The 25613-nt window shown below is 42.5% G+C and carries 35 protein-coding genes; all 35 read left to right on the forward strand.

Annotated elements, in window-relative coordinates; genetic code table 11:
• Window positions 1–12 precede the first annotated feature (12 nt).
• The 35 genes from rpoB to rpsK all read left to right on the forward strand — a co-directional run bounded on the left by rpoB (window position 13) and on the right by rpsK (window position 25563).
• Window positions 13–3555 carry a DNA-directed RNA polymerase subunit beta gene (gene rpoB / locus PQ477_RS08400; RefSeq protein ID WP_060705943.1) on the forward strand — a complete coding sequence of 1181 codons (3543 nt, stop codon included), beginning with the start codon at window positions 13–15 and terminating at the stop codon, window positions 3553–3555.
• 111 nt (window positions 3556–3666) lie between these two features.
• A complete protein-coding gene (gene rpoC / locus PQ477_RS08405; protein WP_274273348.1) occupies window positions 3667–7287 on the forward strand; it encodes a DNA-directed RNA polymerase subunit beta' in 3621 nt (1206 codons plus the stop codon).
• A gap of 98 nt (window positions 7288–7385) precedes the next feature.
• Window positions 7386–7634: a 50S ribosomal protein L7ae-like protein gene (locus tag PQ477_RS08410; protein WP_035395636.1), complete on the forward strand. Its 249-nt coding sequence runs from the start codon at window positions 7386–7388 to the stop codon at window positions 7632–7634.
• Between the two features lie 98 nt (window positions 7635–7732).
• A complete protein-coding gene (gene rpsL / locus PQ477_RS08415; RefSeq protein ID WP_035395638.1) occupies window positions 7733–8152 on the forward strand; it encodes a 30S ribosomal protein S12 in 420 nt (139 codons plus the stop codon).
• Between the two features lie 38 nt (window positions 8153–8190).
• Entirely contained in the window at window positions 8191–8661 is a 471-nt protein-coding gene (gene rpsG / locus PQ477_RS08420) for a 30S ribosomal protein S7 (RefSeq protein WP_035395639.1), read from the forward strand.
• Between the two features lie 38 nt (window positions 8662–8699).
• Window positions 8700–10778, forward strand: a complete 2079-nt coding sequence (fusA, locus tag PQ477_RS08425) for an elongation factor G (RefSeq protein ID WP_274273349.1) — start codon at window positions 8700–8702, stop codon at window positions 10776–10778.
• 117 nt (window positions 10779–10895) lie between these two features.
• Window positions 10896–12086: an elongation factor Tu gene (gene tuf / locus PQ477_RS08430; protein ID WP_038475783.1), complete on the forward strand. Its 1191-nt coding sequence runs from the start codon at window positions 10896–10898 to the stop codon at window positions 12084–12086.
• A 292-nt stretch (window positions 12087–12378) separates the two neighbouring features.
• Window positions 12379–12687 (forward strand): 30S ribosomal protein S10, encoded by a 309-nt coding sequence (rpsJ, locus tag PQ477_RS08435; protein WP_017729599.1) that lies wholly within the window; start codon window positions 12379–12381, stop codon window positions 12685–12687.
• A gap of 40 nt (window positions 12688–12727) precedes the next feature.
• Window positions 12728–13348 carry a 50S ribosomal protein L3 gene (gene rplC / locus PQ477_RS08440; RefSeq protein ID WP_035395645.1) on the forward strand — a complete coding sequence of 207 codons (621 nt, stop codon included), beginning with the start codon at window positions 12728–12730 and terminating at the stop codon, window positions 13346–13348.
• A gap of 24 nt (window positions 13349–13372) precedes the next feature.
• Window positions 13373–13996, forward strand: coding sequence for a 50S ribosomal protein L4 (gene rplD / locus PQ477_RS08445; RefSeq protein WP_035395646.1), 624 nt, complete (start codon window positions 13373–13375; stop codon window positions 13994–13996).
• Complete coding sequence (gene rplW, locus PQ477_RS08450) at window positions 13996–14283, forward strand: 50S ribosomal protein L23 (RefSeq protein WP_035395648.1); 288 nt, start codon at window positions 13996–13998, stop codon at window positions 14281–14283. Before rplD ends, rplW begins: the two co-directional genes overlap by 1 nt.
• A gap of 26 nt (window positions 14284–14309) precedes the next feature.
• The gene (gene rplB / locus PQ477_RS08455; protein WP_144557435.1) at window positions 14310–15140 is read left to right on the forward strand and encodes a 50S ribosomal protein L2; all 831 of its coding nucleotides are present in this window, start codon (window positions 14310–14312) and stop codon (window positions 15138–15140) included.
• Window positions 15141–15200: 60 nt separating this feature from the next.
• On the forward strand, window positions 15201–15476 hold the full coding sequence (gene rpsS / locus PQ477_RS08460) for a 30S ribosomal protein S19 (RefSeq protein WP_035395650.1): 276 nt from the start codon (window positions 15201–15203) through the stop codon (window positions 15474–15476).
• A 22-nt stretch (window positions 15477–15498) separates the two neighbouring features.
• Entirely contained in the window at window positions 15499–15843 is a 345-nt protein-coding gene (gene rplV / locus PQ477_RS08465; RefSeq protein WP_035395652.1) for a 50S ribosomal protein L22, read from the forward strand.
• A gap of 3 nt (window positions 15844–15846) precedes the next feature.
• Window positions 15847–16509 carry a 30S ribosomal protein S3 gene (rpsC, locus tag PQ477_RS08470; protein WP_035395653.1) on the forward strand — a complete coding sequence of 221 codons (663 nt, stop codon included), beginning with the start codon at window positions 15847–15849 and terminating at the stop codon, window positions 16507–16509.
• Between the two features lie 2 nt (window positions 16510–16511).
• The gene (gene rplP / locus PQ477_RS08475; protein WP_035395655.1) at window positions 16512–16949 is read left to right on the forward strand and encodes a 50S ribosomal protein L16; all 438 of its coding nucleotides are present in this window, start codon (window positions 16512–16514) and stop codon (window positions 16947–16949) included.
• Window positions 16936–17139: a 50S ribosomal protein L29 gene (gene rpmC, locus PQ477_RS08480; protein WP_035395658.1), complete on the forward strand. Its 204-nt coding sequence runs from the start codon at window positions 16936–16938 to the stop codon at window positions 17137–17139. The genes rplP and rpmC overlap by 14 nt, the downstream gene beginning before the upstream one ends.
• A gap of 17 nt (window positions 17140–17156) precedes the next feature.
• A complete protein-coding gene (gene rpsQ, locus PQ477_RS08485; RefSeq protein ID WP_035395660.1) occupies window positions 17157–17417 on the forward strand; it encodes a 30S ribosomal protein S17 in 261 nt (86 codons plus the stop codon).
• A 29-nt stretch (window positions 17418–17446) separates the two neighbouring features.
• Window positions 17447–17815, forward strand: a complete 369-nt coding sequence (rplN, locus tag PQ477_RS08490; RefSeq protein ID WP_035395662.1) for a 50S ribosomal protein L14 — start codon at window positions 17447–17449, stop codon at window positions 17813–17815.
• Between the two features lie 55 nt (window positions 17816–17870).
• Window positions 17871–18179, forward strand: a complete 309-nt coding sequence (gene rplX / locus PQ477_RS08495; RefSeq protein ID WP_035395719.1) for a 50S ribosomal protein L24 — start codon at window positions 17871–17873, stop codon at window positions 18177–18179.
• A 29-nt stretch (window positions 18180–18208) separates the two neighbouring features.
• Complete coding sequence (gene rplE, locus PQ477_RS08500) at window positions 18209–18748, forward strand: 50S ribosomal protein L5 (protein ID WP_038475797.1); 540 nt, start codon at window positions 18209–18211, stop codon at window positions 18746–18748.
• Between the two features lie 26 nt (window positions 18749–18774).
• Window positions 18775–18960, forward strand: coding sequence for a type Z 30S ribosomal protein S14 (locus PQ477_RS08505; protein ID WP_035395665.1), 186 nt, complete (start codon window positions 18775–18777; stop codon window positions 18958–18960).
• A gap of 26 nt (window positions 18961–18986) precedes the next feature.
• A complete protein-coding gene (rpsH, locus tag PQ477_RS08510; protein ID WP_035395667.1) occupies window positions 18987–19385 on the forward strand; it encodes a 30S ribosomal protein S8 in 399 nt (132 codons plus the stop codon).
• A 32-nt stretch (window positions 19386–19417) separates the two neighbouring features.
• Window positions 19418–19954: a 50S ribosomal protein L6 gene (gene rplF / locus PQ477_RS08515; protein WP_035395668.1), complete on the forward strand. Its 537-nt coding sequence runs from the start codon at window positions 19418–19420 to the stop codon at window positions 19952–19954.
• 31 nt (window positions 19955–19985) lie between these two features.
• Window positions 19986–20348: a 50S ribosomal protein L18 gene (gene rplR, locus PQ477_RS08520; protein ID WP_035395670.1), complete on the forward strand. Its 363-nt coding sequence runs from the start codon at window positions 19986–19988 to the stop codon at window positions 20346–20348.
• A 23-nt stretch (window positions 20349–20371) separates the two neighbouring features.
• A complete protein-coding gene (rpsE, locus tag PQ477_RS08525) occupies window positions 20372–20872 on the forward strand; it encodes a 30S ribosomal protein S5 (protein WP_035395672.1) in 501 nt (166 codons plus the stop codon).
• A gap of 13 nt (window positions 20873–20885) precedes the next feature.
• The gene (gene rpmD / locus PQ477_RS08530) at window positions 20886–21074 is read left to right on the forward strand and encodes a 50S ribosomal protein L30 (protein WP_035395673.1); all 189 of its coding nucleotides are present in this window, start codon (window positions 20886–20888) and stop codon (window positions 21072–21074) included.
• Between the two features lie 36 nt (window positions 21075–21110).
• The gene (rplO, locus tag PQ477_RS08535; protein WP_038475806.1) at window positions 21111–21551 is read left to right on the forward strand and encodes a 50S ribosomal protein L15; all 441 of its coding nucleotides are present in this window, start codon (window positions 21111–21113) and stop codon (window positions 21549–21551) included.
• Entirely contained in the window at window positions 21551–22861 is a 1311-nt protein-coding gene (gene secY / locus PQ477_RS08540) for a preprotein translocase subunit SecY (RefSeq protein ID WP_035395677.1), read from the forward strand. Before rplO ends, secY begins: the two co-directional genes overlap by 1 nt.
• 68 nt (window positions 22862–22929) lie before the next feature.
• Window positions 22930–23583: an adenylate kinase gene (locus tag PQ477_RS08545; RefSeq protein ID WP_035395679.1), complete on the forward strand. Its 654-nt coding sequence runs from the start codon at window positions 22930–22932 to the stop codon at window positions 23581–23583.
• Entirely contained in the window at window positions 23580–24326 is a 747-nt protein-coding gene (gene map / locus PQ477_RS08550; protein WP_038475814.1) for a type I methionyl aminopeptidase, read from the forward strand. Before PQ477_RS08545 ends, map begins: the two co-directional genes overlap by 4 nt.
• Window positions 24327–24399: 73 nt before the next feature.
• Window positions 24400–24618: a translation initiation factor IF-1 gene (gene infA / locus PQ477_RS08555; RefSeq protein WP_035395681.1), complete on the forward strand. Its 219-nt coding sequence runs from the start codon at window positions 24400–24402 to the stop codon at window positions 24616–24618.
• 32 nt (window positions 24619–24650) lie between these two features.
• Window positions 24651–24764, forward strand: coding sequence for a 50S ribosomal protein L36 (rpmJ, locus tag PQ477_RS08560; RefSeq protein ID WP_003333770.1), 114 nt, complete (start codon window positions 24651–24653; stop codon window positions 24762–24764).
• A 22-nt stretch (window positions 24765–24786) separates the two neighbouring features.
• Window positions 24787–25152 (forward strand): 30S ribosomal protein S13, encoded by a 366-nt coding sequence (rpsM, locus tag PQ477_RS08565; RefSeq protein WP_035395683.1) that lies wholly within the window; start codon window positions 24787–24789, stop codon window positions 25150–25152.
• Window positions 25153–25170: 18 nt separating this feature from the next.
• Window positions 25171–25563 (forward strand): 30S ribosomal protein S11, encoded by a 393-nt coding sequence (gene rpsK, locus PQ477_RS08570; protein WP_035395685.1) that lies wholly within the window; start codon window positions 25171–25173, stop codon window positions 25561–25563.
• Window positions 25564–25613: the final 50 nt, after the last annotated feature.

Here is a 25613-nt window from a genome sequence, read left to right on the forward strand (position 1 = left end):
GGGGTGAATCAGTTGACAGGTCAACTAATTCAGTATGGACGTCACCGCCAGCGAAGAAGCTATGCGCGAATTAATGAAGTGCTGGATCTGCCAAACTTAATTGAAATTCAAACAGCTTCTTATCAATGGTTTCTTGATGAGGGTTTAAGAGAAATGTTTCAGGATATTTCTCCAATCCAAGACTTTACAGGTAATCTAGTCTTGGAATTTATTGACTACAGCTTGGGCGAACCAAAATATCCAGTTGATGAGTCAAAAGAACGTGATGTAACGTATGCTGCTCCACTTAGAGTAAAAGTACGTTTAATCAACAAAGAAACAGGTGAAGTAAAAGAGCAAGAAGTGTTCATGGGAGATTTCCCTCTTATGACAGAGACAGGTACGTTTGTCATTAATGGTGCTGAACGTGTTATTGTATCTCAGCTTGTTCGTTCACCGAGTGTGTACTACAGCCAAAAACTTGATAAAAACGGTAAAAAAGGGTTTACAGCTACCGTTATTCCGAATCGCGGAGCGTGGCTTGAGCTTGAAACAGATGCAAAAGACATCGTTTATGTTCGTATTGACCGTACAAGAAAGATTCCTGTGTCGGTATTACTGCGTGCGCTAGGTTTTGGTTCTGATCAAGAAATCATTGACCTTTTAGGTGAAAATGAGTACTTGCGTGCGACCCTTGAAAAAGATAATACAGATTCAACGGATAAAGCGCTACTAGAAATCTACGAGCGCCTGCGTCCAGGAGAACCGCCAACAGTTGAAAATGCAAAGAGCTTATTGGAATCTCGTTTCTTTGATCCAAAGCGCTATGACTTAGCAAATGTTGGACGTTACAAGATCAATAAAAAGCTTCATATAAAGAATCGCCTCTTCAATCAACGTTTAGCGGAAAAGCTTGTTGATCCTGAAACAGGGGAAGTGCTTGCTGAAGAAGGTACATTGCTGGACCGTCGTACATTGGATAAGCTTATCCCTCATTTAGAGAAAAATGTTGGTTTCCGTACAGCTCGTACGTCTGGTGGCGTATTAGAAGAGTCTGATGTAGACATTCAGTCTATCCGCATTCAAGCAGCTGATGATCTTGATGAAGAAAGAACCATTTCCGTTATCGGTAATGGCATGGTTGATCGTGATGTGAAGCACATTGCTCCATCCGACATCATTGCTTCTATCAGCTACTTCTTTAACTTGTTACACGGTGTAGGCGACACGGATGATATTGATCACCTTGGTAACCGTCGTTTGCGTTCTGTAGGGGAACTTCTACAAAATCAGTTCCGTATTGGTCTTTCTCGTATGGAGCGTGTGGTACGTGAACGGATGTCAATTCAAGACCCGAATGTCATCACGCCACAGGCTCTCATTAACATTCGTCCTGTTATTGCATCGATTAAAGAGTTCTTTGGTAGCTCTCAGCTTTCCCAGTTTATGGACCAAACAAATCCTCTTGCCGAGTTAACGCATAAGCGTCGTCTCTCTGCACTTGGACCAGGTGGTTTAACGCGTGAACGTGCTGGCATGGAAGTGCGAGATGTTCATTACTCTCACTATGGTCGTATGTGTCCGATTGAAACGCCAGAGGGTCCGAACATTGGCTTAATTAACTCCCTTTCTTCTTATGCAAAAGTAAATGAGTTTGGTTTCATGGAAACACCGTATCGTCGTGTGGATCCTGAGACTGGTAAAGTAACAGCTCGTATTGATTACTTAACAGCAGATGAAGAAGATAATTATGTAGTCGCTCAAGCGAATGCGAAGTTAAATGATGATGGTTCATTTATGGATGAAAACATTATCGCTCGTTTCCGTGGTGAAAACACCGTTGTTCCTTTTGAAAGAATTGACTATATGGATGTATCGCCGAAACAAGTTGTATCTGCGGCAACCTCATGTATTCCTTTCTTAGAGAATGATGACTCCAACCGTGCACTTATGGGAGCGAACATGCAGCGTCAAGCTGTTCCGTTGCTTGTACCTGAAGCACCACTTGTTGGTACAGGAATGGAGCATATGTCTGCGAAAGATTCTGGTGCCGCCGTTGTATCGAAATACCCTGGTGAAGTAGAGCGCGTTACGGCAAAAGAAATCTGGGTGCGCCGTATTGAAGAAGTAGATGGTAAACAAGTAAAAGGGGATCTTGATAAATATCGCCTGCAAAAGTTTATCCGCTCTAACCAAGGAACAAGCTACAACCAGCGCCCAATCGTTCGTGAAGGTGACGTTGTTGAAAAGCGTGAAATTCTTGCAGATGGTCCTTCTATGGAACAAGGCGAAATGGCTCTTGGTCGTAACGTACTTGTTGGCTTTATGACATGGGAAGGTTACAACTACGAGGATGCGATTATTTTAAGTGAGCGCCTTGTGAAAGACGATGTATATACATCTATTCATATTGAGGAATATGAAAGTGATGCGCGTGATACGAAGCTTGGACCTGAAGAAATTACAAGGGATATTCCAAACGTCGGTGAAGATGCGCTTCGTAACCTTGATGAGCGTGGCATTATCCGTACTGGTGCAGAAGTGAAGGATGGCGACATTCTTGTTGGGAAGGTGACACCAAAAGGGGTTACAGAACTAACAGCTGAAGAGCGTCTTTTACATGCAATCTTTGGTGAAAAAGCTCGTGAAGTTCGTGACACTTCTTTACGTGCACCGCACGGCGGAGACGGTATCGTGTTAGATGTAAAAATCTTTAATCGTGAAGATGGCGACGAGTTACCTCCTGGTGTGAATCAGCTTGTACGCGTCTATATTGTACAGAAGCGTAAGATTAACCAAGGTGACAAGATGGCCGGCCGTCACGGTAACAAAGGGGTAATCTCACGTATTCTTCCAGAAGAAGATATGCCGTATCTTCCAGATGGAACGCCGATCGATATCATGTTAAACCCATTAGGGGTACCATCACGAATGAACATCGGACAAGTGCTTGAGCTTCATTTAGGAATGGCGGCTCGAAAACTTGGTATTCACGTTGCATCACCAGTATTTGATGGCGCTCGTGAAGAAGATGTTTGGGGAACGCTTGACGAAGCGGGCATGGCTCGTGACGGTAAAACAATCCTTTATGATGGACGCACAGGTGAGCCGTTTGACAACCGTGTTTCTGTAGGAATCATGTACATGATTAAACTTGCGCACATGGTTGATGATAAGCTTCACGCACGTTCAACAGGTCCTTACTCTCTTGTTACGCAGCAGCCGCTTGGTGGTAAAGCTCAGTTTGGTGGACAGCGTTTTGGAGAGATGGAAGTATGGGCACTTGAAGCCTACGGTGCTGCGTACACGCTACAAGAGATCTTAACGGTGAAATCAGATGATGTTGTAGGTCGTGTGAAAACGTATGAAGCAATCGTTAAAGGTGAAAATGTCCCTGAACCTGGTGTTCCTGAATCGTTCAAAGTATTAATCAAAGAGCTTCAGTCCCTTGGTATGGACGTTAAGATGCTTTCAAGTAATGAAGAGGAAATTGAGATGAGAGAATTAGACGATGAAGATGAACAAACATCTGAAAAGCTAAATCTCCAATTAGAAACAAACGAATCACAAGCTTAATAGTGAGGAGGGAGGAGTAATCCTCCTTCCCTCATCCATTTATAGAGGGTGGAACGTTCCACCTATAAAAGGGACTCCACAGTAGTGGAAATCATAAGGGAGGTTGGCCCCTTGATCGATGTAAATAACTTTGAATACATGAAAATTGGTTTGGCATCGCCAAATAAGATTCGTTCTTGGTCTCGTGGTGAAGTAAAAAAACCTGAGACAATTAACTACCGTACATTAAAGCCCGAAAAAGACGGTCTTTTTTGTGAGCGTATCTTTGGACCGCAAAAAGACTGGGAATGTCATTGTGGAAAATATAAACGCGTTCGTTATAAAGGTGTCGTTTGTGACCGTTGTGGTGTTGAAGTTACACGGGCCAAAGTACGCCGTGAGCGCATGGGGCATATCGAATTAGCTGCTCCTGTATCCCACATTTGGTATTTCAAAGGGATCCCAAGTCGAATGGGGCTTGTTTTAGACATGTCTCCTCGTTCTCTAGAGGAAGTCATTTATTTCGCATCGTACGTGGTAACAGATCCAGGTGATACACCACTTGAGAAGAAGCAACTCCTTTCGGAAAAGGAATACCGCGCTTATTATGATAAATACGGTCGCACGTTCACGGCGTCAATGGGCGCAGAAGCGATTCGTAAACTTTTAGCTGATATTGATTTACCTAAAGAAGTAAATGCGTTAAAAGAAGAATTAGAAACAGCACAAGGTCAAAGACGTACACGTGCGATTAAACGTTTGGAAGTACTGGAAGCATTCCGTAACTCAGGGAACGAGCCATCTTGGATGGTGCTTGATGTTCTTCCTGTTATCCCACCAGAACTACGTCCGATGGTTCAATTAGACGGTGGGCGTTTTGCGACTTCTGATCTAAACGATCTTTATCGTCGGGTTATTAACCGGAATAACCGTTTAAAACGTCTATTAGATCTAGGTGCACCAAATATTATCGTACAAAATGAGAAGCGTATGCTTCAAGAAGCCGTAGATGCGCTGATTGATAATGGTCGTCGTGGCCGTCCTGTTACAGGTCCTGGTAACCGTCCATTAAAATCACTATCTCATATGCTGAAAGGGAAACAAGGTCGTTTCCGTCAAAACTTATTAGGTAAACGTGTTGACTACTCTGGTCGTTCGGTTATCGTTGTTGGTCCGAACTTAAAGATGTATCAGTGTGGTTTACCGAAAGAAATGGCGCTTGAACTGTTTAAGCCATTTGTTATGAAAGAGCTTGTTTCAAAAGGGTTAGCTCATAACATTAAGAGTGCGAAGAGAAAAGTCGAACGTGTTCAGCCAGAAGTCTGGGATGTACTAGAAGAGGTTATTCGTGAACATCCGGTACTGCTAAACCGTGCACCGACACTTCACCGTTTAGGAATTCAAGCTTTCGAACCAATTTTAGTTGAAGGCCGCGCAATTAAGCTTCACCCTCTTGTATGTACAGCTTATAATGCTGACTTTGATGGTGACCAAATGGCGGTACACGTACCACTTTCTGCTGAAGCACAAGCGGAAGCGCGTATTTTAATGTTAGCTGCGCAAAACATCTTGAATCCTAAGGATGGTAAGCCAGTCGTAACACCTTCACAGGATATGGTCCTTGGTAACTACTATTTAACAATGGAGAATGCAGAGGCTCGTGGAGAAGGTGCAGTATTTAAAGATACGAACGAAGCGATTATTGCGTATCAAAACGGCTACGTCCACCTTCATACAAGGGTTGCTGTTCCTGTTTCATCCCTTAATAAGCCTACTTTTAAAGAAGAGCAGCAAGACTTGCTTTTACTTACAACTGTAGGGAAGTTACTTTTCAATGAAATTATGCCGGATTCATTCCCTTATATAAATGAGCCGACAAACACAAACCTTGAAGTAGAAACGCCAGAGAAATATCTCGTTTCAAGTGATACAAACATTAAGGAAGAATTTAAGAATCGCCCTATCGTTGCGCCGTTCAAAAAAGGATTCCTTGGTAATGTTATTTCTGAAGTCTTCAAGAAGTTCAAGATTACAGAAACGTCTAAAATGCTTGACCGAATGAAAGACCTTGGTTTCACGTATTCGACAAAAGCGGGTATTACCGTTGGTGTATCTGATATCGTCGTACTATCTGAGAAAAAGGAAATTCTCGAAGAAGCTGATACGAAAGTTGAACGTATTACGAAGCAGTTCCGTCGTGGTTTGATTACAGAAGAAGAGCGTTATGATCGTGTTATCTCTATCTGGAGTGAAGCGAAAGACGTTATTCAAAGTAAGTTGATGGGTACCCTTGATGAACGTAACCCAATCTTTATGATGAGTGACTCTGGAGCCCGTGGTAACGCATCAAACTTTACGCAACTTGCTGGTATGCGTGGACTAATGGCGAATCCATCTGGTCGAATTATTGAATTACCGATCAAATCAAGTTTCCGTGAAGGGTTAACGGTACTAGAGTACTTTATCTCTACACACGGAGCTCGTAAAGGTCTTGCCGATACCGCACTTAAAACGGCTGACTCAGGTTATCTAACACGTCGACTTGTTGACGTTGCCCAAGACGTTATCGTTCGTGAAAATGACTGTGGCACAGATCGCGGTCTTGAAGTAGCGGCGATTAAAGAAGGCACTGAAACAATTGAGAATCTATACGATCGTCTTGTTGGCCGTGTGGCGTTTAAATCGGTTCGTCATCCAGAAACGGAAGAAGTGCTTATTCGTCGCGGTGAATTAATGACTGAAGACATTTCGAAACAGATTGTAGATGCTGGTGTTGAAGCAGTAACGATTCGTTCTGTCTTTACATGTAATACCCGTCATGGTGTATGTAAAGCTTGTTATGGCCGTAACCTTGCAACAGGTAGCGATGTTGAAGTTGGAGAAGCAGTTGGTATTATCGCTGCCCAATCGATCGGTGAGCCAGGAACACAGCTTACGATGCGTACATTCCACACAGGTGGTGTAGCAGGAGACGATATTACACAAGGTCTACCGCGTATTCAGGAGTTGTTTGAAGCCCGTAATCCTAAAGGTCAAGCAACAATTACTGAAATTGATGGCGATGTAATCGACGTTAAAGACGGTGATAAGCGAGAGGTAACCATTCAAAACGCACTTGAAACGAAAAATTATGCAATCCCTTATGGTTCTCGTCTGAAAGTGGTTCCTGGTGATAAAGTTGTTGCTGGTCAAACACTAACAGAAGGTTCAATTGATCCGAAAGAATTGCTTAAAGTTACTGGTATGGGTGGCGTTCAAGAGTATCTCTTACGTGAAGTTCAAAAAGTATACCGCCTTCAAGGGGTAGAAATTGGCGATAAGCACGTTGAGGTTATGGTTCGCCAGATGCTTCGTAAAATCCGTGTAGTTGATGCAGGGGATACAGGCGTCTTACCAGGTTCACTCATTGAGATTCAGAAGTTTAACGATGCAAATAGCAAAGTTCTTGTAAGCAATGATCGACCAGCAACAGGTCGTCCAGTCTTACTAGGAATTACAAAAGCATCACTTGAAACAGATTCCTTCTTATCTGCAGCGTCATTCCAAGAAACAACTCGTGTCTTAACAGATGCAGCTATTAAAGGAAAACGTGATGAACTTCTTGGACTTAAAGAGAATGTTATCATTGGTAAGTTAGTACCAGCAGGAACGGGATTGAATCGTTATAAGAATCTCGGTATCCATTCTGCCCATGATGAAAAAGCAGAAAAAACCGAAGAAGTTGTAGCAGAGGAAGTACTCGTTCAAGAATAAATTATTGAAATCACCGGATAGGCTGTTGACACAGCCTATCTTGCGGTGATACTATATCAAAGTGTGCCTGAACAGTCTGCTGCTTTGGAGGTTTGACTATGTCTTATGAAAAAGTAGAACAGGCAAAAGATCCGGTAATCGGAAGAAAACAGACACTAAAAGCACTGCATGCTCGTATAGTCAAAGAGCTGTACGTGGCAAACGACGCTGATCAGCGGATAACGCAAGAGGTTGTCAATGCTGCTATAGATACAGATGTTGCGGTTGTGTATGTCGATTCAATGAAGTTGCTTGGAAAAGCGTGTGGAATTGAAGTCGGTGCAGCCACTGTAGCGTTAAGGAAATAGAGAGTTTGTTTTGATTGTTCAAAACAACCTATTCTTTTGCCTAAACATGAACCACCTGGATCAGTGGTCTTAGAAATAAAGAAGGGAGGAAACAAAAAATGCCTACTATTAATCAGTTAATTCGCAAAGGTCGCGTAGACAAAGTGAAAAAGTCTGACTCTCCTGCACTTAACAAAGGATACAACAGCTTCAAAAAAGCTCAAACAAATGTATCTTCTCCACAAAAACGTGGTGTTTGCACGCGTGTTGGTACAATGACACCGAAGAAACCGAACTCGGCTCTTCGTAAATATGCTCGTGTACGTTTGACGAACTCAATTGAGGTTACTGCATACATCCCAGGAATTGGACACAACTTGCAAGAGCACAGTGTTGTACTTATCCGTGGAGGTCGTGTAAAAGACTTACCAGGAGTACGTTACCACATCGTTCGTGGTGCACTTGATACTGCAGGTGTTCAAAACCGTATGCAAGGTCGTTCTAAATATGGAACAAAGAAGCCAAAAGAGAAAAAGTAATAAACTAAAAAGGATAATCGGTGAAAGGAGGGGGACTCATGCCTCGTAAAGGTCCAGTACCACGTCGTGATGTATTGCCTGATCCAATGTATAATTCTAAGCTTGTAACCCGCCTCATCAACCGCATCATGGTTGACGGGAAGCGCGGAACTGCTCAAACGATTTTATATAATGCTTTCGATCTTGTAAAAGAGCGTAGCGGAAACGATGCAATGGAAGTTTTCGATCAAGCATTGAAAAATATTATGCCAGTTCTTGAAGTTAGAGCTCGCCGTGTTGGTGGTTCAAACTATCAAGTACCAGTAGAAGTAAGACCTGATCGTCGTACGACTTTAGGTTTACGTTGGTTAGTAAACTATTCACGTCTTCGTGGCGAAAAGACAATGGAAGAGCGTCTTGCTAACGAAATTCTTGATGCAGCAAACAACACTGGTTCTGCAGTTAAGAAACGTGAAGATATGCATAAAATGGCAGAAGCAAACAAAGCATTTGCTCACTACCGCTGGTAGGATTAAAAAAACATTTATTTTGAAAGGAGAACGTTATTATGGCAAGAGAATTCTCCTTAAAAGATACGCGTAATATCGGCATCATGGCTCACATCGATGCCGGTAAAACGACGGCAACTGAACGTATTCTTTACTATACAGGTCGTGTACACAAAATTGGTGAAACACACGAAGGTGCTTCTCAAATGGACTGGATGGCGCAAGAGCAAGAGCGTGGTATTACAATCACGTCTGCTGCGACGACAGCTCAATGGAAAGACCACCGTATCAATATCATTGATACACCTGGACACGTAGATTTTACAGTAGAAGTTGAACGTTCATTACGTGTACTTGATGGGGCAGTTGCGGTATTAGATGCACAATCAGGTGTTGAACCGCAAACAGAAACTGTTTGGCGTCAAGCAACAACGTATGGTGTACCACGTATCGTATTCGTTAACAAAATGGATAAGACTGGTGCAGATTTCATGTATTCTGTTGGAACATTACGTGATCGTTTACAAGCGAACGCTCACCCAATTCAACTTCCAATCGGTGCTGAAGATGAGTTCTCGGGTTTCATTGACTTAATTGAAATGAAAGCTCACATCTCAAAAGATGACCTTGGACAAGAATGGGAAGTAACAGATATTCCTTCTGAATATGAAGAGCAAGCAACAAAAATGCGCGAATCACTAGTTGAAGCAGTTGCTGAGCTAGATGAAGAGCTTATGATGAAGTATCTTGAAGGTGAAGAGCCAACAAACGAAGAGCTTGTTGCTGCTATCCGCCAAGGTACTTGTAATGTTGACTTCTACCCTGTTATTTGTGGTTCTGCTTTCAAAAACAAAGGGGTTCAAGCTCTTCTTGATGCAGTACTTGCTTACTTGCCATCACCTCTTGATGTTGCTGCTATTCGTGGTCACATTCCTGACAGCGAAGAAGAAGTAACGCGCGAGCCTGGTGATGATCAACCGTTTGCTGCACTTGCATTTAAAGTAATGACGGATCCTTTCGTAGGGAAACTTACATTCTTCCGTGTTTACTCTGGTACACTTAACTCTGGTTCTTACGTTCGTAATGCGACGAAAGATAAGCGTGAACGTGTAGGTCGTATTCTTCAAATGCATGCAAACTCACGTGAGGAAATCTCAACGGTTTACTCTGGTGATATTGCTGCTGCAGTTGGTTTAAAGGATACAACTACTGGGGATACTTTATGTGATGAAAAGAACCTTGTAATCTTAGAGTCCATGCAGTTCCCTGAACCAGTTATTCACTTATCTGTAGAGCCTAAGTCAAAAGCAGACCAAGATAAAATGGGTATTGCGCTTGCGAAGCTTGCAGAAGAGGATCCGACATTCAAAACGCATACTGATGAAGAAACGGGTCAAACCATTATCGGTGGTATGGGTGAGCTTCACCTAGATATCATCGTTGATCGTATGAAGCGTGAATTCAAAGTAGAAGCAAACGTTGGTGCACCTCAAGTTTCATACCGTGAAACAATTCGTCAAACTGCACAAGTCGAAGGTAAATTCGTACGTCAGTCTGGTGGACGCGGTCAGTTCGGACACGTTTGGGTTGAGTTCTCTCCTAACGAAGAAGGCGCTGGCTTTGAATTCGAAAATGCGATTGTTGGTGGAGCAGTTCCTCGTGAATACATTGGTTCCGTTCAACAAGGTATTGAAGAAGCACTTGATAACGGTATGGTTGCTGGATTCCCAGTAATTGATATTAAAGCGAAACTGTATGATGGTTCTTACCACGATGTCGATTCATCTGAGATGGCCTTTAAGATTGCCGCTTCAATGGCACTTAAAAATGCTAAATCAAAATGTGCTCCGGTACTGCTTGAGCCTTTAATGAAGGTTGAAGTTGTTATTCCTGAAGAGTACATGGGTGACATTATGGGTGACATTACAGCTCGTCGTGGACGCGTTGAAGGAATGGAAGCTCGTGGTAACTCACAAACGGTTAAAGCGTTTGTTCCACTTGCTGAAATGTTTGGTTATGCAACTAGCCTTCGTTCTCGTACACAAGGTCGTGGAACGTATTCAATGTTCTTTGATCACTATGAAGAAGTACCTAAGAGTGTTTCTGAAGAGATCATCAAAAAACAAACTGGAGCTTAAGTCTTCCGCGTTGTTTTGAGTAACAATTTGTTGTAAGCTAGGAAGGAAACTGGCTGCTTGTCAGCTACCTTTCTTATGAATAAAAAAATTAACTGTATTTAAGGGAGGAAATGAATCATGGCTAAAGAAAAATTTGATCGTTCCAAAACACATGCCAATATCGGTACAATTGGACACGTTGACCATGGTAAAACAACTTTAACTGCTGCAATTACAACTGTACTTGCTAAACGTTCTGGTAAAGGACAAGCAATGGCATATGATGCAATCGATGGTGCTCCAGAAGAGCGTGAGCGTGGTATCACAATCTCAACTGCACACGTTGAGTATGAAACTGATTCTCGCCACTATGCACACGTTGACTGCCCAGGACACGCTGACTATGTTAAAAACATGATCACTGGTGCTGCACAAATGGACGGAGGAATCCTAGTAGTATCTGCTGCTGACGGTCCAATGCCACAAACTCGTGAGCACATCCTTCTTTCTCGTCAAGTAGGCGTACCTTACCTTGTTGTATTCTTAAACAAATGTGACATGGTAGATGACGAAGAGCTACTTGAGCTAGTAGAAATGGAAGTACGTGACCTTCTTTCTGAGTATGACTTCCCTGGTGATGACGTTCCAGTTATCCAAGGTTCTGCTCTTAAAGCACTTCAAGGTGAAGCTGAGTGGGAAGAAAAAATCGTTGAGCTTATGAACGCTGTTGACGAATATATCCCAACTCCAGAGCGCGACAAAGATAAGCCTTTCATGATGCCAGTTGAGGACGTATTCTCAATCACTGGTCGTGGAACAGTTGCTACTGGTCGTGTAGAGCGTGGTCAACTTAACGTTGGTGACACTGTAGAAATTCTTGGTATTGAAGAAGAGAAGAAATCTACAACAGTAACTGGTGTAGAAATGTTCCGTAAGCTTCTTGATTATGCTGAAGCTGGAGACAACATCGGTGCACTTCTTCGTGGGGTAGCTCGTGAAGATATCCAACGTGGGCAAGTACTTGCTAAGCCTGGTACGATTACACCACACACAAACTTCAAAGCTGAAGTTTATGTTCTTTCAAAAGAAGAGGGTGGACGTCACACTCCATTCTTCTCTAACTATCGTCCACAATTCTATTTCCGTACAACTGATGTAACTGGTATCTGCCAATTACCAGAAGGTACTGAAATGGTTATGCCTGGCGATAACATTGAAATGACTGTTGAGCTTATCGCTCCAATCGCGATTGAAGAAGGTACTAAATTCTCAATCCGTGAAGGTGGCCGTACTGTAGGCGCTGGCGTTGTAGCTACAATCCAAAAATAATTCATTTCTATAACTAAAGAGGACGGATCTTATTCGTCCTCTTTTTCTTTTGAAAAAAATTCTCTCAAACCCTTGCAATCATAGGCGTTGATCTATATAATAGTAGAAGTGTGCCCCGAAAGGTACGTTTCTTTGTTTCTATGAACGGAAAGTAATCGTTTCTATGTGTCACACGTTTGACAGCGATGATGCGGAAGGTTGCTGACACACCCGGCCCCTTTGCCATGGGAGGGTGAGGAAATTTCCGCGGAGTATGTCTATTTTATAAAATGGGCGAAAAAGGAGGGCTATTATGGCAAAGCAAAAGATTCGTATTCGTTTAAAAGCGTATGATCACCGTGTACTAGATCAGTCAGCTGAGAAGATTGTTGAAACGGCAAAACGTTCAGGTGCGAGCGTATCAGGACCGATTCCACTTCCAACTGAGAAATCTGTTTACACGATTTTACGTGCGGTTCACAAGTATAAAGATTCTCGTGAGCAGTTCGAAATGCGTACGCACAAACGTCTAATTGACATTGTGAATCCAACACCACAAACTGTGGATGCTTTAATGCGTTTAGATTTACCATCTGGCGTTGATATCGAAATTAAGCTATAAGCTAAAAAATAAATTTAACATTTAATAGGAGGTGTAACGGATGTCCAAAGGAATCTTAGGAAGAAAAATTGGTATGACTCAAGTATTTGCTGAAAACGGTGAAGTAATTCCTGTAACAGTTATTGAAGCTGAACCAAATGTTATTCTTCAGAAGAAAACAATTGAATCAGATGGTTATGAAGCTATTCAAATCGGTTTCGCTGATGCGAAAAAGCCTAATAAACCAGAAGCAGGTCATGCAGCGAAAGCAGAAGCAACACCTAAGCGCTTCATTAAGGAAATCCGTGACGTTAATCTTGACGAGGTTGAAGTTGGTCAAGCGATTAGCGTAACAACATTTGCAGCAGGAGAAATCGTTGATGTAACAGGTACATCTAAAGGGAAAGGTTTCCAAGGTGCTATCAAGCGCCACAACCAATCTCGTGGACCTATGTCTCACGGTTCTCGTTACCACCGTCGTCCTGGTTCAATGGGACCTGTAGCGCCTAACCGCGTATTTAAAGGTAAATTATTACCTGGTCGTATGGGTGGAGAGCAAATTACAATCCAAAACCTAGAGATCGTTCGTGTAGATGAAGAGCGCAATCTTCTTCTAGTTAAAGGGAACGTTCCTGGTGCGAAGAAAAGCTACGTAACTGTTCAAGCAGCAGTTAAAGCGTAACGTTATAGAAAGGAGGCCATTCGAATGCCAAAAGTAACAGTTTTTAACCAAACAGGTTCTCAAGTTGGAGACATCGAACTTGCTGATGCAGTATTTGGGATTGAACCAAATAACAGTGTATTACATGATGCAGTAATCATGCAGCAAGCGTCTCTACGTCAAGGTACGCATAAAACAAAAGGACGTTCTGAAGTTCGTGGTGGTGGTAGAAAGCCATGGCGCCAAAAAGGAACTGGACGTGCGCGTCAAGGTTCTATCCGTTCTCCACAATGGGTTGGCGGTGGTGTTGTATTTGGACCAACTCCGCGTAGCTACAGCTACAAACTTCCAAAGAAAGTTCGTCGTTTAGCTCTTAAATCTGCTTTGTCTTCTAAAGTACAAGGTTCAGAATTAGTTGTTCTTGATACTCTTTCTTTTGAAGAGATTAAAACGAAATCTATGAAGGAAGTACTTGCTAGTTTATCAGTAGAATCAAAAGCACTTGTTGTAACAGCTGATTACAACGAAAATGTTGCTCTTTCTGCTCGTAACTTACCAGGTGTTACTTTCCTTACAGCTGACAGCGTTAATGTGTTAGACCTACTTAAGCATGGCAAAGTTGTCATCACTAAAGACGCAGTCGAAAAGGTAGAGGAGGTGCTTGCGTAATGTCGAACGCACGTGATATCATTAAGCGCCCTATTATTACTGAGAAGTCTGCTGACTTAATGGAAAATAAACAGTACACGTTTGACGTTGATGTTCGCGCGAACAAATCTCAAATCAAAGATGCGATTGAAGAAATCTTTGAAGTGAAGGTTGCTAGCGTCAACACGGTCAACTATAAAGGTAAGTCTAAGCGATTCGGTCGTTTCACAGGCTTTACTGCAAAACGCAAGAAAGCAGTCGTTCAACTATCAGCGGATAGTAAAGAACTAGACTTCTTTGAAGCGTAAGAATTTGAAGAAGGAGGGAACTTATTATGGCAATTAAAAAGTATAAACCGACCAGTGCCGGACGTCGTCACATGAGTGTGTCTGATTTCGCTGAAATCACAACTGACAAGCCGGAAAAATCGTTACTTGCTCCTTTGCATAATAAAGGTGGTCGTAACAACCAAGGTCGTTTAACTGTACGTCATCAAGGTGGCGGTCATAAGCGTCAGTACCGTGTAATTGATTTCAAACGTAATAAAGATGGAATTCCAGGACGCGTTGCTACAGTCGAGTATGATCCAAACCGCTCTGCAAACATCGCTTTGATTCACTATGTTGATGGTGAAAAGCGTTATATCTTAGCTCCAAAAGGGTTAAAAGTAGGTACTATGATTGAGTCTGGTTCTGAAGCGGACATTAAAGTTGGTAACACATTACCACTAATTAATATCCCTGTAGGTACTGTGATTCACAACATTGAACTTCGTCCTGGTAAAGGCGGTCAATTAGTACGTTCTGCTGGTACTGAAGCTCAACTTCTTGGTAAAGAAGGACAATATGTACTTGTACGTCTAAACTCAGGCGAAACACGTTACATTCTTGCGACTTGCCGCGCAACGATCGGTCAAGTTGGAAATGTTGAACACGAGCTTATTAACATCGGTAAAGCTGGACGTTCTCGTTGGAAAGGTATCCGTCCAACTGTTCGTGGTTCTGTAATGAACCCTAACGATCACCCACACGGTGGTGGTGAAGGTAAAGCGCCAATCGGCCGTCCGTCACCAATGTCTCCATGGGGTAAACCAACACTTGGATTTAAAACTCGTAAGAAAAACAAACACTCCGACAAGTACATCGTACGTCGTCGTAAAAAATAACGTGGTTTGTCTACGGTTCTCGCATAGAACCGTGGCCGAATCTCGAAGGGAGGCACTCACATGGGCCGTAGTTTGAAAAAAGGACCTTTCGTCGATGGTCATCTGATGAAGAAAGTCGAAGCTTTAAACGAAACAAACGACAAGAAAGTTGTAAAGACTTGGTCTCGTCGTTCTACAATCTTCCCTGACTTTATTGGTCACACGTTTGCTGTTTATGATGGACGCAAGCACGTACCGGTATATGTATCAGAAGATATGGTTGGACACAAACTTGGTGAATTTGCTCCTACACGCACGTATAAAGGGCATGCCGCTGACAAGAAAACAAGACGTTAAGTAAGAAAGGAGGACCAATCTCATGGAACAAGCTAAAGCTGTTGCGAAACAGGTTCGCATTGCGCCTCGTAAAGTTCGTCTTGTTATCGATCTTATTCGCGGTAAACAAGTCGGTGAAGCCATTGCAATCTTAAAGCATACACCTAAATCTGCTTCTCCTGTAGTTGAAAAGCTTTTAAATTCCGCTATTGCGAATGCTGAGCACAATTACGAAATGGAGCCGAATAATCTCGTTATTTCAGAAGCTTTCGTTGATGAAGGCGTTACGCTTAAACGTTTCCGCCCTCGTGCACAAGGTCGTGCGAGCCGGATCAACAAACGTACGAGCCACATTACATTGGTTGTATCAGAAAAGAAGGAGGGATAACACATGGGTCAAAAAGTAAATCCTATCGGACTTCGCGTTGGCGTTATTCGTGACTGGGATTCTAAGTGGTACGCTAGTAAAAAAGACTACGCTGATCTACTTCATGAAGACATCGCAATTCGTGAACACGTTGAAGGTCGTTTAAAAGATGCATCAGTATCTAAAGTAGAAATCGAACGCGCTGCGAACCGTGTGAATATCACAATTTCTACTGCCAAGCCAGGAATGGTGATCGGAAAAGGCGGTTCAGAAGTTGAAGCACTACGTAAATCTCTAAACCAACTTACAGGTAAAAGAGTACACATTAACATTTCAGAAATTAAGCAAGCAGATTTAGATGCTAAATTAGTTGCTGAAAATATCGCTCGCCAGTTAGAGAATCGTATCTCTTTCCGTCGTGCAATGAAACAAGCAATCCAACGCACAATGCGTTCTGGTGCAAAAGGAATTAAAACACAAGTGTCTGGTCGTCTTGGTGGCGCAGATATCGCTCGTGCAGAGCACTATAGCGAAGGAACAGTTCCACTTCACACACTTCGTGCTGATATTGACTATGGTACAGCTGAGGCTGATACAACATACGGCAAAATCGGTGTGAAAATTTGGGTTTACCGTGGTGAAGTCCTTCCAGCGAAAGGAACGAACAAAGAGGAAGGAGGCAACTAATCATGTTAATGCCTAAACGCGTTAAATATCGTCGTGAACACCGCGGAAAAATGCGTGGTCGTGCTAAAGGCGGTACAGAAGTACATTTCGGTGAATACGGTCTACAAGCGCTTGAAGCGTCTTGGATTACAAACCGTCAAATCGAATCAGCTCGTATTGCAATGACTCGTTACATGAAACGTGGCGGTAAAGTATGGATTAAGATTTTCCCATCTAAACCTTACACTGCTAAGCCACTTGAAGTTCGAATGGGTTCAGGTAAAGGTGCTCCAGAAGGTTGGGTTGCCGTCGTGAAACCAGGTAAGATTATGTTTGAAATCTCCGGTGTATCTGAAGAAGTTGCACGCGAAGCTTTACGTCTTGCCTCTCACAAGTTGCCTGTTAAATGTAAATTCGTAAAACGTGAAGAAGTGGGTGGTGACTCAAATGAAAGCAACTGATATCCGTAATTTAACCACTGCTGAAATCGAACAAAAGACGCAAACTCTTAAAGAAGAGCTTTTCAACCTACGCTTTCAATTAGCAACTGGGCAACTTGAAAACCCAGTGCGCATTCGCGAAGTCCGCAAAGGTATTGCACGTGCAAAAACTGTTTTGCGTGAACGCGAGCTCGGAATTAACAACGGCTAAAAAAGGAGGTTTGCTGCATGGACCGCAATCAGCGTAAAGTTTACCAAGGTCGTGTCGTTTCTGACAAAATGGACAAAACGATTAGCGTACTTGTTGAGACATACAAGGTCGATCGCCTTTATGGTAAACGTGTAAAGTACTCAAAGAAGTTCAAAACACATGATGAAGAAAATACTGCAAAAGTTGGCGACATCGTTCGTATTATGGAAACTCGCCCACTTTCAAAAGATAAACGTTTTCGTTTAGTAGAAGTTGTAGAAGAAGCTATTATTATCTAATAGGCTACGGTTGAAAGGAGGTAAACAGTATGATTCAACAAGAAAGCCGTTTAAAAGTTGCTGACAACTCTGGAGCGCGTGAAGTTCTTTGTATCAAAGTACTTGGTGGTTCTGGACGTAAGACAGCTAACATTGGTGATGTTATTGTTTGTTCGGTAAAACAAGCAACACCAGGTGGCGTTGTTAAGAAAGGTGATGTTGTCCGCGCGGTAATCGTTCGCTCTAAAAGCGGTGTTCGCCGTAACGACGGGTCATATATCAAGTTTGATGAGAACGCAGCTGTAATCGTACGTGACGATAAGGGTCCTCGTGGAACTCGTATCTTCGGTCCGGTAGCACGTGAACTTCGAGACAAACAGTTTATGAAAATTGTTTCTCTAGCTCCTGAGGTACTATAAGGTTCGGTTTGGATAAAGAGATCAATGGATGTTTACTCAGGGAGGTGCAAAAGTGATGCATGTCAAAAAAGGCGATACAGTAATCGTTATTGCTGGTAAAGACAAAGGGAAGCAAGGGACGATCCTTGAAGCTTACCCGAAAAAGAGCCGTGTGCTTGTTGAAGGAATTAACATGGTAAAGAAACACGCGAAACCTTCACAAGATAATCCACAAGGTGGAATTCTTGATCAAGAAGCACCGATTCATTCTTCTAACGTTATGCTAGTTGATCCAAAAACAGGAGAACGTACTCGTGTTGGATTTAAAGAAGAAGATGGTAAAAAAGTACGTGTAGCGAAAAAATCTGGCGAAATCATCAAGTAGTCAGTCAGGTGAAAGGAGGACCACTCTAAATGAATCGTTTGAAAGAAAAGTATCAGACTGAGATTGTTTCATCTCTAACAGAGAAATTTAACTATTCTTCTGTAATGGCTGTGCCAAAGATTGAAAAGATTGTTGTGAACATGGGTGTCGGTGAAGCTGTTCAAAACGCAAAAGTTTTGGATAAAGCGGTTGAAGAACTTCAACAAATCACTGGTCAAAAGCCTGTTGTAACAAAAGCAAAGAAATCAATTGCTGGCTTTAAATTACGTGAAGGTATGCCAATCGGTGCAAAAGTTACATTACGTGGTGAGCGTATGTATGACTTCTTGGATAAATTGGTTTCTGTTTCTCTTCCACGTGTACGTGACTTCCGTGGGATCTCAAAGAAAGCATTTGACGGTCGTGGAAACTACACGCTTGGCGTGAAAGAACAACTAATTTTCCCGGAGATCGACTATGATAAAGTTGATAAAGTCCGTGGTATGGATATCGTAATCGTTACAACTGCTCAGACAGATGAAGAAGCGCGTGAATTACTTACTCAAGTAGGCATGCCGTTCCAAAAATAATCTCTTAAAGAAGAGGAGGGAACACGTTGGCAAAAAAATCTATGATTGCAAAGCAACAGCGCACTCCTAAGTATAACGTTCAAAAGTATACTCGTTGTGAGCGTTGCGGACGTCCTCATTCAGTGTTGCGTAAATTTAAACTTTGCCGTATTTGCTTCAGAGAACTTGCTTATAAAGGGCAAATTCCTGGTGTGAAAAAAGCAAGCTGGTAAATCGATTGGGAAGGAGGTAATTAATTATGGTCATGACGGATCCAATTGCAGATATGCTAACTCGTATTCGTAACGCGAACCTTGTACGTCACGAGAAATTAGAGCTTCCTGCTTCTATGGTGAAGAAGGAAATCGCTGAAATTCTTAAGCGTGAAGGTTTTGTTCGCGATTATGAGTACATTGAAGATAACAAACAAGGTGTTATTCGTATCTTCTTAAAGTACGGAACATCTAACGAGCGTGTAATTACTGGTCTTAAACGTATTTCTAAGCCAGGACTACGTGTCTACGCAAAATCAACTGAACTACCTCGTGTACTTGGTGGTCTTGGTATTGCGATCGTATCGACTTCTAAAGGTTTATTAACTGATAAAGAAGCGCGTCAACAACAAATCGGTGGCGAAGTACTCGCTTACGTTTGGTAATAAAGCTTAATTGAAATGGAGGTGTACTACAAATGTCTCGAGTAGGATTAAAACCTATTACAATTCCTGAGGGAGTTACAGTTTCTTTAGATGGTAACCTTTGTACTGTTAAAGGTCCTAAAGGTGAATTGAGCCGTGAGCTTCACCCTGCTATTAAAGTAAACTTAGAAAACAACGAAATGAGTTTCGCTCGTCCATCAGATCATAAAGAGCACCGTGCTCTACATGGTACAATGCGTGCGAACGTAAACAACATGGTTGAGGGAGTAACAAAAGGATTTGAGCGCGCACTTGAACTGAACGGTGTCGGTTACCGTGCTTCTAAATCTGGCAATAAGCTTGTGCTTAACGTTGGTTATTCTCACCCAGTTGAAATCACACCTGAAGAAGGTCTTGAAATCGAAGTACCATCTAACACGAAAGTTGTTGTTAAAGGAATTAACAAAGAACGTGTTGGTGCACTTGCTTCTAACATTCGCGCTGTACGTCAGCCTGAGCCTTACAAAGGTAAAGGTATTCGTTATGAAGGCGAGTATGTGCGTCGTAAAGAAGGTAAAACTGGTAAATAATTAGTATCGACAAAGAAAGGAATGACGTCTCATGATTACGAAGCCTAACTCAAATACAGGCCGTAAGAAAAGACACGCTCACGTACGCCGCAATTTAAGCGGTACGCCGCAGCGTCCACGTTTAAACGTATTCCGTTCTTCTAAGCACATTTACGCTCAATTAATTGATGACGTGAATGGTGTAACTCTTGCTCAAGCTTCATCACTTGATAAAGAACTGAAGATCGAAAAGGGTTCAAATAAAGAAGCAGCTCGCCAAGTTGGTGAAGCAGTTGCAAAACGTGCGATCGAAGCGGGACACGAAGTGATCGTGTTTGACCGTGGAGGATATCTATATCACGGACGCGTTGCTGAGCTTGCAGATGCAGCTCGCGAAGCAGGTCTGAAATTCTAAAAACGAAGGAGGGAAACCTTTTTATGCGTTCAATCGATCCAAATACTTTGGAACTTGAAGAAAAAGTCGTTACGATCAACCGTGTCGCAAAGGTTGTTAAAGGTGGTCGTCGCTTCCGCTTTGCTGCACTTGTTGTAGTAGGGGATAAAAATGGTCACGTCGGCTTTGGAATGGGGAAAGCTCAGGAGGTACCTGAAGCAATCCGTAAAGCTGTTGAAGATGCAAAGAAAAACTTAATTGAAGTACCGCTTGTAAATACAACAATCCCACACCAAATTGTTGGACGTTTTGGTGCTGGACGCGTATTTCTAAAGCCGGCTTCAGAAGGTACTGGAGTTATCGCTGGTGGTCCTGTACGTGCTGTACTTGAACTATCTGGCGTTGGCGATGTCCTTTCTAAGTCTCTTGGTTCAAGCAACCCAATTAACATGGTTCGTGCTACTATCACAGGCTTATCGAATCTTAAGCGCGCTGAAGAAGTAGCAAAACTACGTGGTAAATCCGTAGAAGAACTGTTAGGTTAAGGGAGGGATTACGATGGCGAAGAAGTTAGAAATCACCCTTACACGTAGCTTGATCGGCCGTCCTAGCGATCAACGCGTGACAGTAAACACACTTGGTTTACGTAAAATGCATCAAACTGTAGTACAAGAAGATAACGTAGCAATTCGTGGTATGGTTAACAAAGTAAAGCACTTAGTTACTGTAAACGAAATTGACGCGTAAATAGATGATTTTTAGCAACGAGGAGGTGTAGGAAGCATGAAACTTCATGAGTTACAACCAGCAGAAGGTTCACGCAAAGTCCGTAATCGTGTAGGTCGCGGAATTGGTTCTGGTAACGGAAAAACTTCTGGTAGAGGACACAAAGGTCAAAAAGCCCGCTCAGGTGGTGGCGTAAGACTTGGTTTCGAAGGTGGTCAAAACCCACTTTATCGTCGTTTACCGAAACGTGGCTTTACGAACATTCACCGTAAAGAATATACGGTTGTTAGCCTTGATGTATTAAACCGTTTTGAAGCAGGAGCAGAAGTTACTCCTGAACTCTTAATTGAATCAAAAGCAGTTAAGAACGTAAAACACGGTATTAAAGTGTTAGGAAATGGCAGCTTAGATAAAAACTTGACTGTTAAAGCAAACAAGTTCTCTGCATCTGCAGTAAAAGCAATTGAAGCTGCTGGCGGAAAAACAGAGGTGGTTTAATGTTTAAGGCGATCTCCAACATCTTCCGTGTGAGAGATTTACGTCGCAAAATCATCTTTACGCTTTTGATGCTTATCGTATTTCGAGTTGGTACATTTATTCCCGTACCGGGTACGAATAGTGATGCGTTAGACTTGCTATTCGGAGAGGCGAATGCATTCGGCTTTCTTGATACCTTTGGTGGTGGAGCATTAAGTAACTTCTCGATCTTTGCGATGGGGATTATGCCTTACATTACAGCATCGATCGTTGTACAGCTTTTACAGCTAGATGTTGTACCGAAATTTGCTGAATGGGCGAAGCAAGGTGAGGCTGGTCGAAAAAAGCTAACACAGGTTACTCGTTATGGAACGATCGTTTTAGGTTTTGTTCAAGCGATTGCCATGTCCATCGGTTTTAACTCAATGGCTTCTACAGGTTCGGTCGACTTAATTGTCAATCCTGGTCCGCTGACTTACATCTATATCGCTATTGTATTAACAGCAGGTACCGCATTTTTAATGTGGGTGGGTGAACAAATTACCGCACATGGTGTTGGTAATGGCATCTCGATCATTATCTTTGCAGGTATTGCAGCTGGTATTCCAAATATGCTTAATACGCTGTATGTTTCGGAGCTTGAAGGGGCTGGCGATCAGCTATTTCTAGCTATTGTCACCGTAGCACTGTTAGCTTTAATTGTTTTACTTATTATTGTCGGTGTGATCTATGTGCAACAAGCATTGCGTAAAATTCCTGTACAATACGCGAAACGTGTTGTGAACCGTAGTCCTGTTGGTGGACAGTCAACGCACTTACCGATCAAGGTAAATGCGGCAGGGGTTATCCCAGTTATCTTTGCTTCGGCGCTATTCTACTTCCCTTCCACAATCGCAACGTTTGTCGGAACGGAAGATAGTGCATGGGCAAATTGGATTGTTCAAAACTTTGTACCCGGCACATTGATTGGAGGATCAGCTTTTGTTCTTCTTATCATCGCCTTTACGTATTTCTATACGTTTGTTCAAGTTAACCCCGAAAAAATGGCGGATAACTTGAAGCGACAAGGTGGATACATTCCTGGTATTCGTCCAGGGCAAGCGACACAGTCGTTTATTACGCGAATTTTATACCGGTTAACGTTCGTAGGTGCTCTTTTCCTAGCAACGATCGCAACGATTCCGGTTGTCTTTATTGCTCTTTTAGATCTCCCACCTCAAGTTCAGATTGGTGGAACTGGGCTTCTCATCATCGTCGGGGTTGCTCTCGATACGATGAAGCAAATTGAAGGTCAGTTAATAAAACGATCGTATAAAGGATTTATCAACTAAAGAGAGCGGAATTGGGACTTTCCCTCCTCCGTTCATCTTTTATAGAACTTGCTGGAAGGGGATTTGAAATGAACTTAATCTTAATGGGATTGCCTGGTGCCGGTAAAGGTACTCAAGCAGAAAAGATTGTTGAACATTACGGCTTGCCTCATATCTCAACTGGTGATATGTTTCGTGCAGCAATGAAGAATGAAACAGAACTTGGTCTTAAAGCGAAATCCTACATGGATGCTGGTGGCCTTGTTCCGGATGAAGTAACAATCGGTATTGTGAAAGATCGCTTATCACAGAAAGATTGTGAGAATGGTTTTTTACTCGATGGTTTCCCGAGAACAATTGCGCAAGCAGAAGGACTTGAAGAGATTCTTACATCTCTCGGTAAAGAACTTGACTATGTTCTGAATATCCACGTTCCTGAAGATCTCTTAATTGAGCGTTTAACAGGTAGACGTGTTTCACCAACTTCTGGCAAAACGTATCATCTTCTTTACAACCCACCAAAGGTTGAAGGAAAATGTGATGTAGATGGAAGCGAGCTTATTCAACGTGATGATGACAAACCAGAGACAGTTAAGAAACGTCTTGAAGTGAATCAGCAGCAAGCTCAACCATTAATTGACTTTTATGAGTCAAAAGGTTATTTAAAGCATATTGACGGTAATAGAGATATTGAAGATGTCTACAAAGACATTGATGCATTACTCGCGGAGACGCATGCATGATTGTAATAAAAACCGAACGTGAACTTGAAATTATGAGACAGGCTGGGCGTATTGTTGCATTGACACATGCTCACTTGAAACCATATATCAAACCAGGTGTTACAACTGGGGAACTCGATTCAATTGCTGAAGCGTTTATTCGTTCACATGATGCAACACCTTCTTTCCTAGGTTATGGGGGGTTTAAAGGAAGCGTATGTGCTTCTGTAAACGAAGAGTTGGTGCATGGCATTCCTGGTAATCGAGTGCTTGAAGATGGTGACATTATTAGCTTAGATATAGGCGCATATTATAATGGCTATCATGGTGACTCTGCTTGGACATATGGGGTTGGGACAATTAAAGAGGAAGATCAACAATTGCTTGATGCAACGGAAGAGTCTCTTTACAAAGGTTTAGAGCAAGCTCGTCCAGGCAATCGTTTATCAGATATCTCGCATGCGATTCAATCACATGTGGAGCCTCTTGGTTATTCTGTTGTTCGTGAGTATGTTGGCCACGGTGTTGGTCAAAACTTACATGAGGACCCACAAATTCCTCATTACGGACCTCCAGGAAAAGGACCACGGCTCAAGCCCGGTATGGTACTAGCAATTGAGCCAATGATTAATGCAGGTAGTCGATATGTAAAAACTCTTTCTGATAACTGGACAGTAGTAACTGTAGATAAGAAAAACTGTGCCCATTTTGAGCATACGATTGCAATTACAGAAACCGGGTATGAAATCTTGACGAAAGCATAGGTTTTCAGGTAAGATAGAATGTCTGTGTAGTTCTGGATTTGTTAGCATCTAACTCGAAGGGAGGAAACTACCCATGGCGAAAGAAGACGTTATTGAAGTGGAAGGTACGGTTATTGAACCACTTCCAAATGCAATGTTTCGTGTTGAACTTGAGAACGGTCATAAAATTCTTGCGCATGTATCTGGGAAAATTCGCATGCACTTTATCCGCATTTTGCCTGGTGATAAAGTGACAATTGAGCTTTCTCCTTATGATCTAACGCGTGGTAGAATTACGTACCGCTATAAATAAAAAACTTCTCCGTACACAAGGAGGTTTATACAATGAAAGTAAGACCGTCGGTAAAACCGATCTGTGAAAAATGTAAAGTTATTCGCCGTAAAGGCAATGTCATGGTAATTTGCGAAAATCCAAAGCATAAACAAAAACAAGGCTAATCGATAAGGAGGTGCCGAGCCTATGGCACGTGTTGCAGGTGTTGATATTCCTCGCGATAAGCGCGTTGTAATTTCACTTACGTACGTATTCGGTATTGGTAAATCTACAGCAGCGAAGATTCTTGAAACTGCTGGTATTGACCAGAATACACGTGTGCGCGATTTGACTGAAGAAGAACTTGGTCGTATCCGTGAAGCTGTTGAAGCATATCAAGTTGAAGGTGATCTTCGTCGTGAAGTATCCCTTAACATTAAGCGTCTAATTGAAATTGGAAGCTACCGTGGAATCCGTCATCGTCGTGGATTGCCCGTTCGTGGTCAAAACTCTAAGAATAACGCTCGTACGCGCAAAGGTCCTGCTCGTACAGTAGCGAACAAGAAAAAATAGATAGGAGGGAACAAATCTATGGCTAAAAAAACGAATACTCGTCCAAAGCGTCGTCAAAAGAAAAATATTGATACGGGAATGGCTCACATTCGCTCAACGTTCAATAATACAATCGTGACGATCACTGATACGCATGGTAATGCAATCTCTTGGGCAAGTGCTGGTGCTTTAGGATTTAAAGGTTCTCGTAAGTCTACTCCTTTCGCTGCGCAAATGGCGGCTGAGACTGCTGCGAAAACAGCAATGGAGCATGGCATGAAAACCATCGAAGTTTCTGTTAAAGGTCCTGGAGCTGGTCGTGAAGCGGCTATCCGTTCATTACAAGCAGTTGGTTTAGAGGTAAACATGATTAAAGACGTAACGCCTGTTCCTCATAACGGCTGTCGCCCGCCGAAACGTCGTAGAGTGTAATAAGATCAATCATTGTATAGATTTCTTAGTAGTGTCTATAATGGATAAGA

The sequence above is a fragment of the Shouchella hunanensis genome (assembly GCF_028735875.1).
GTDB classification, from domain to species: Bacteria; Bacillota; Bacilli; order Bacillales; family Bacillaceae_D; genus Shouchella; species Shouchella hunanensis.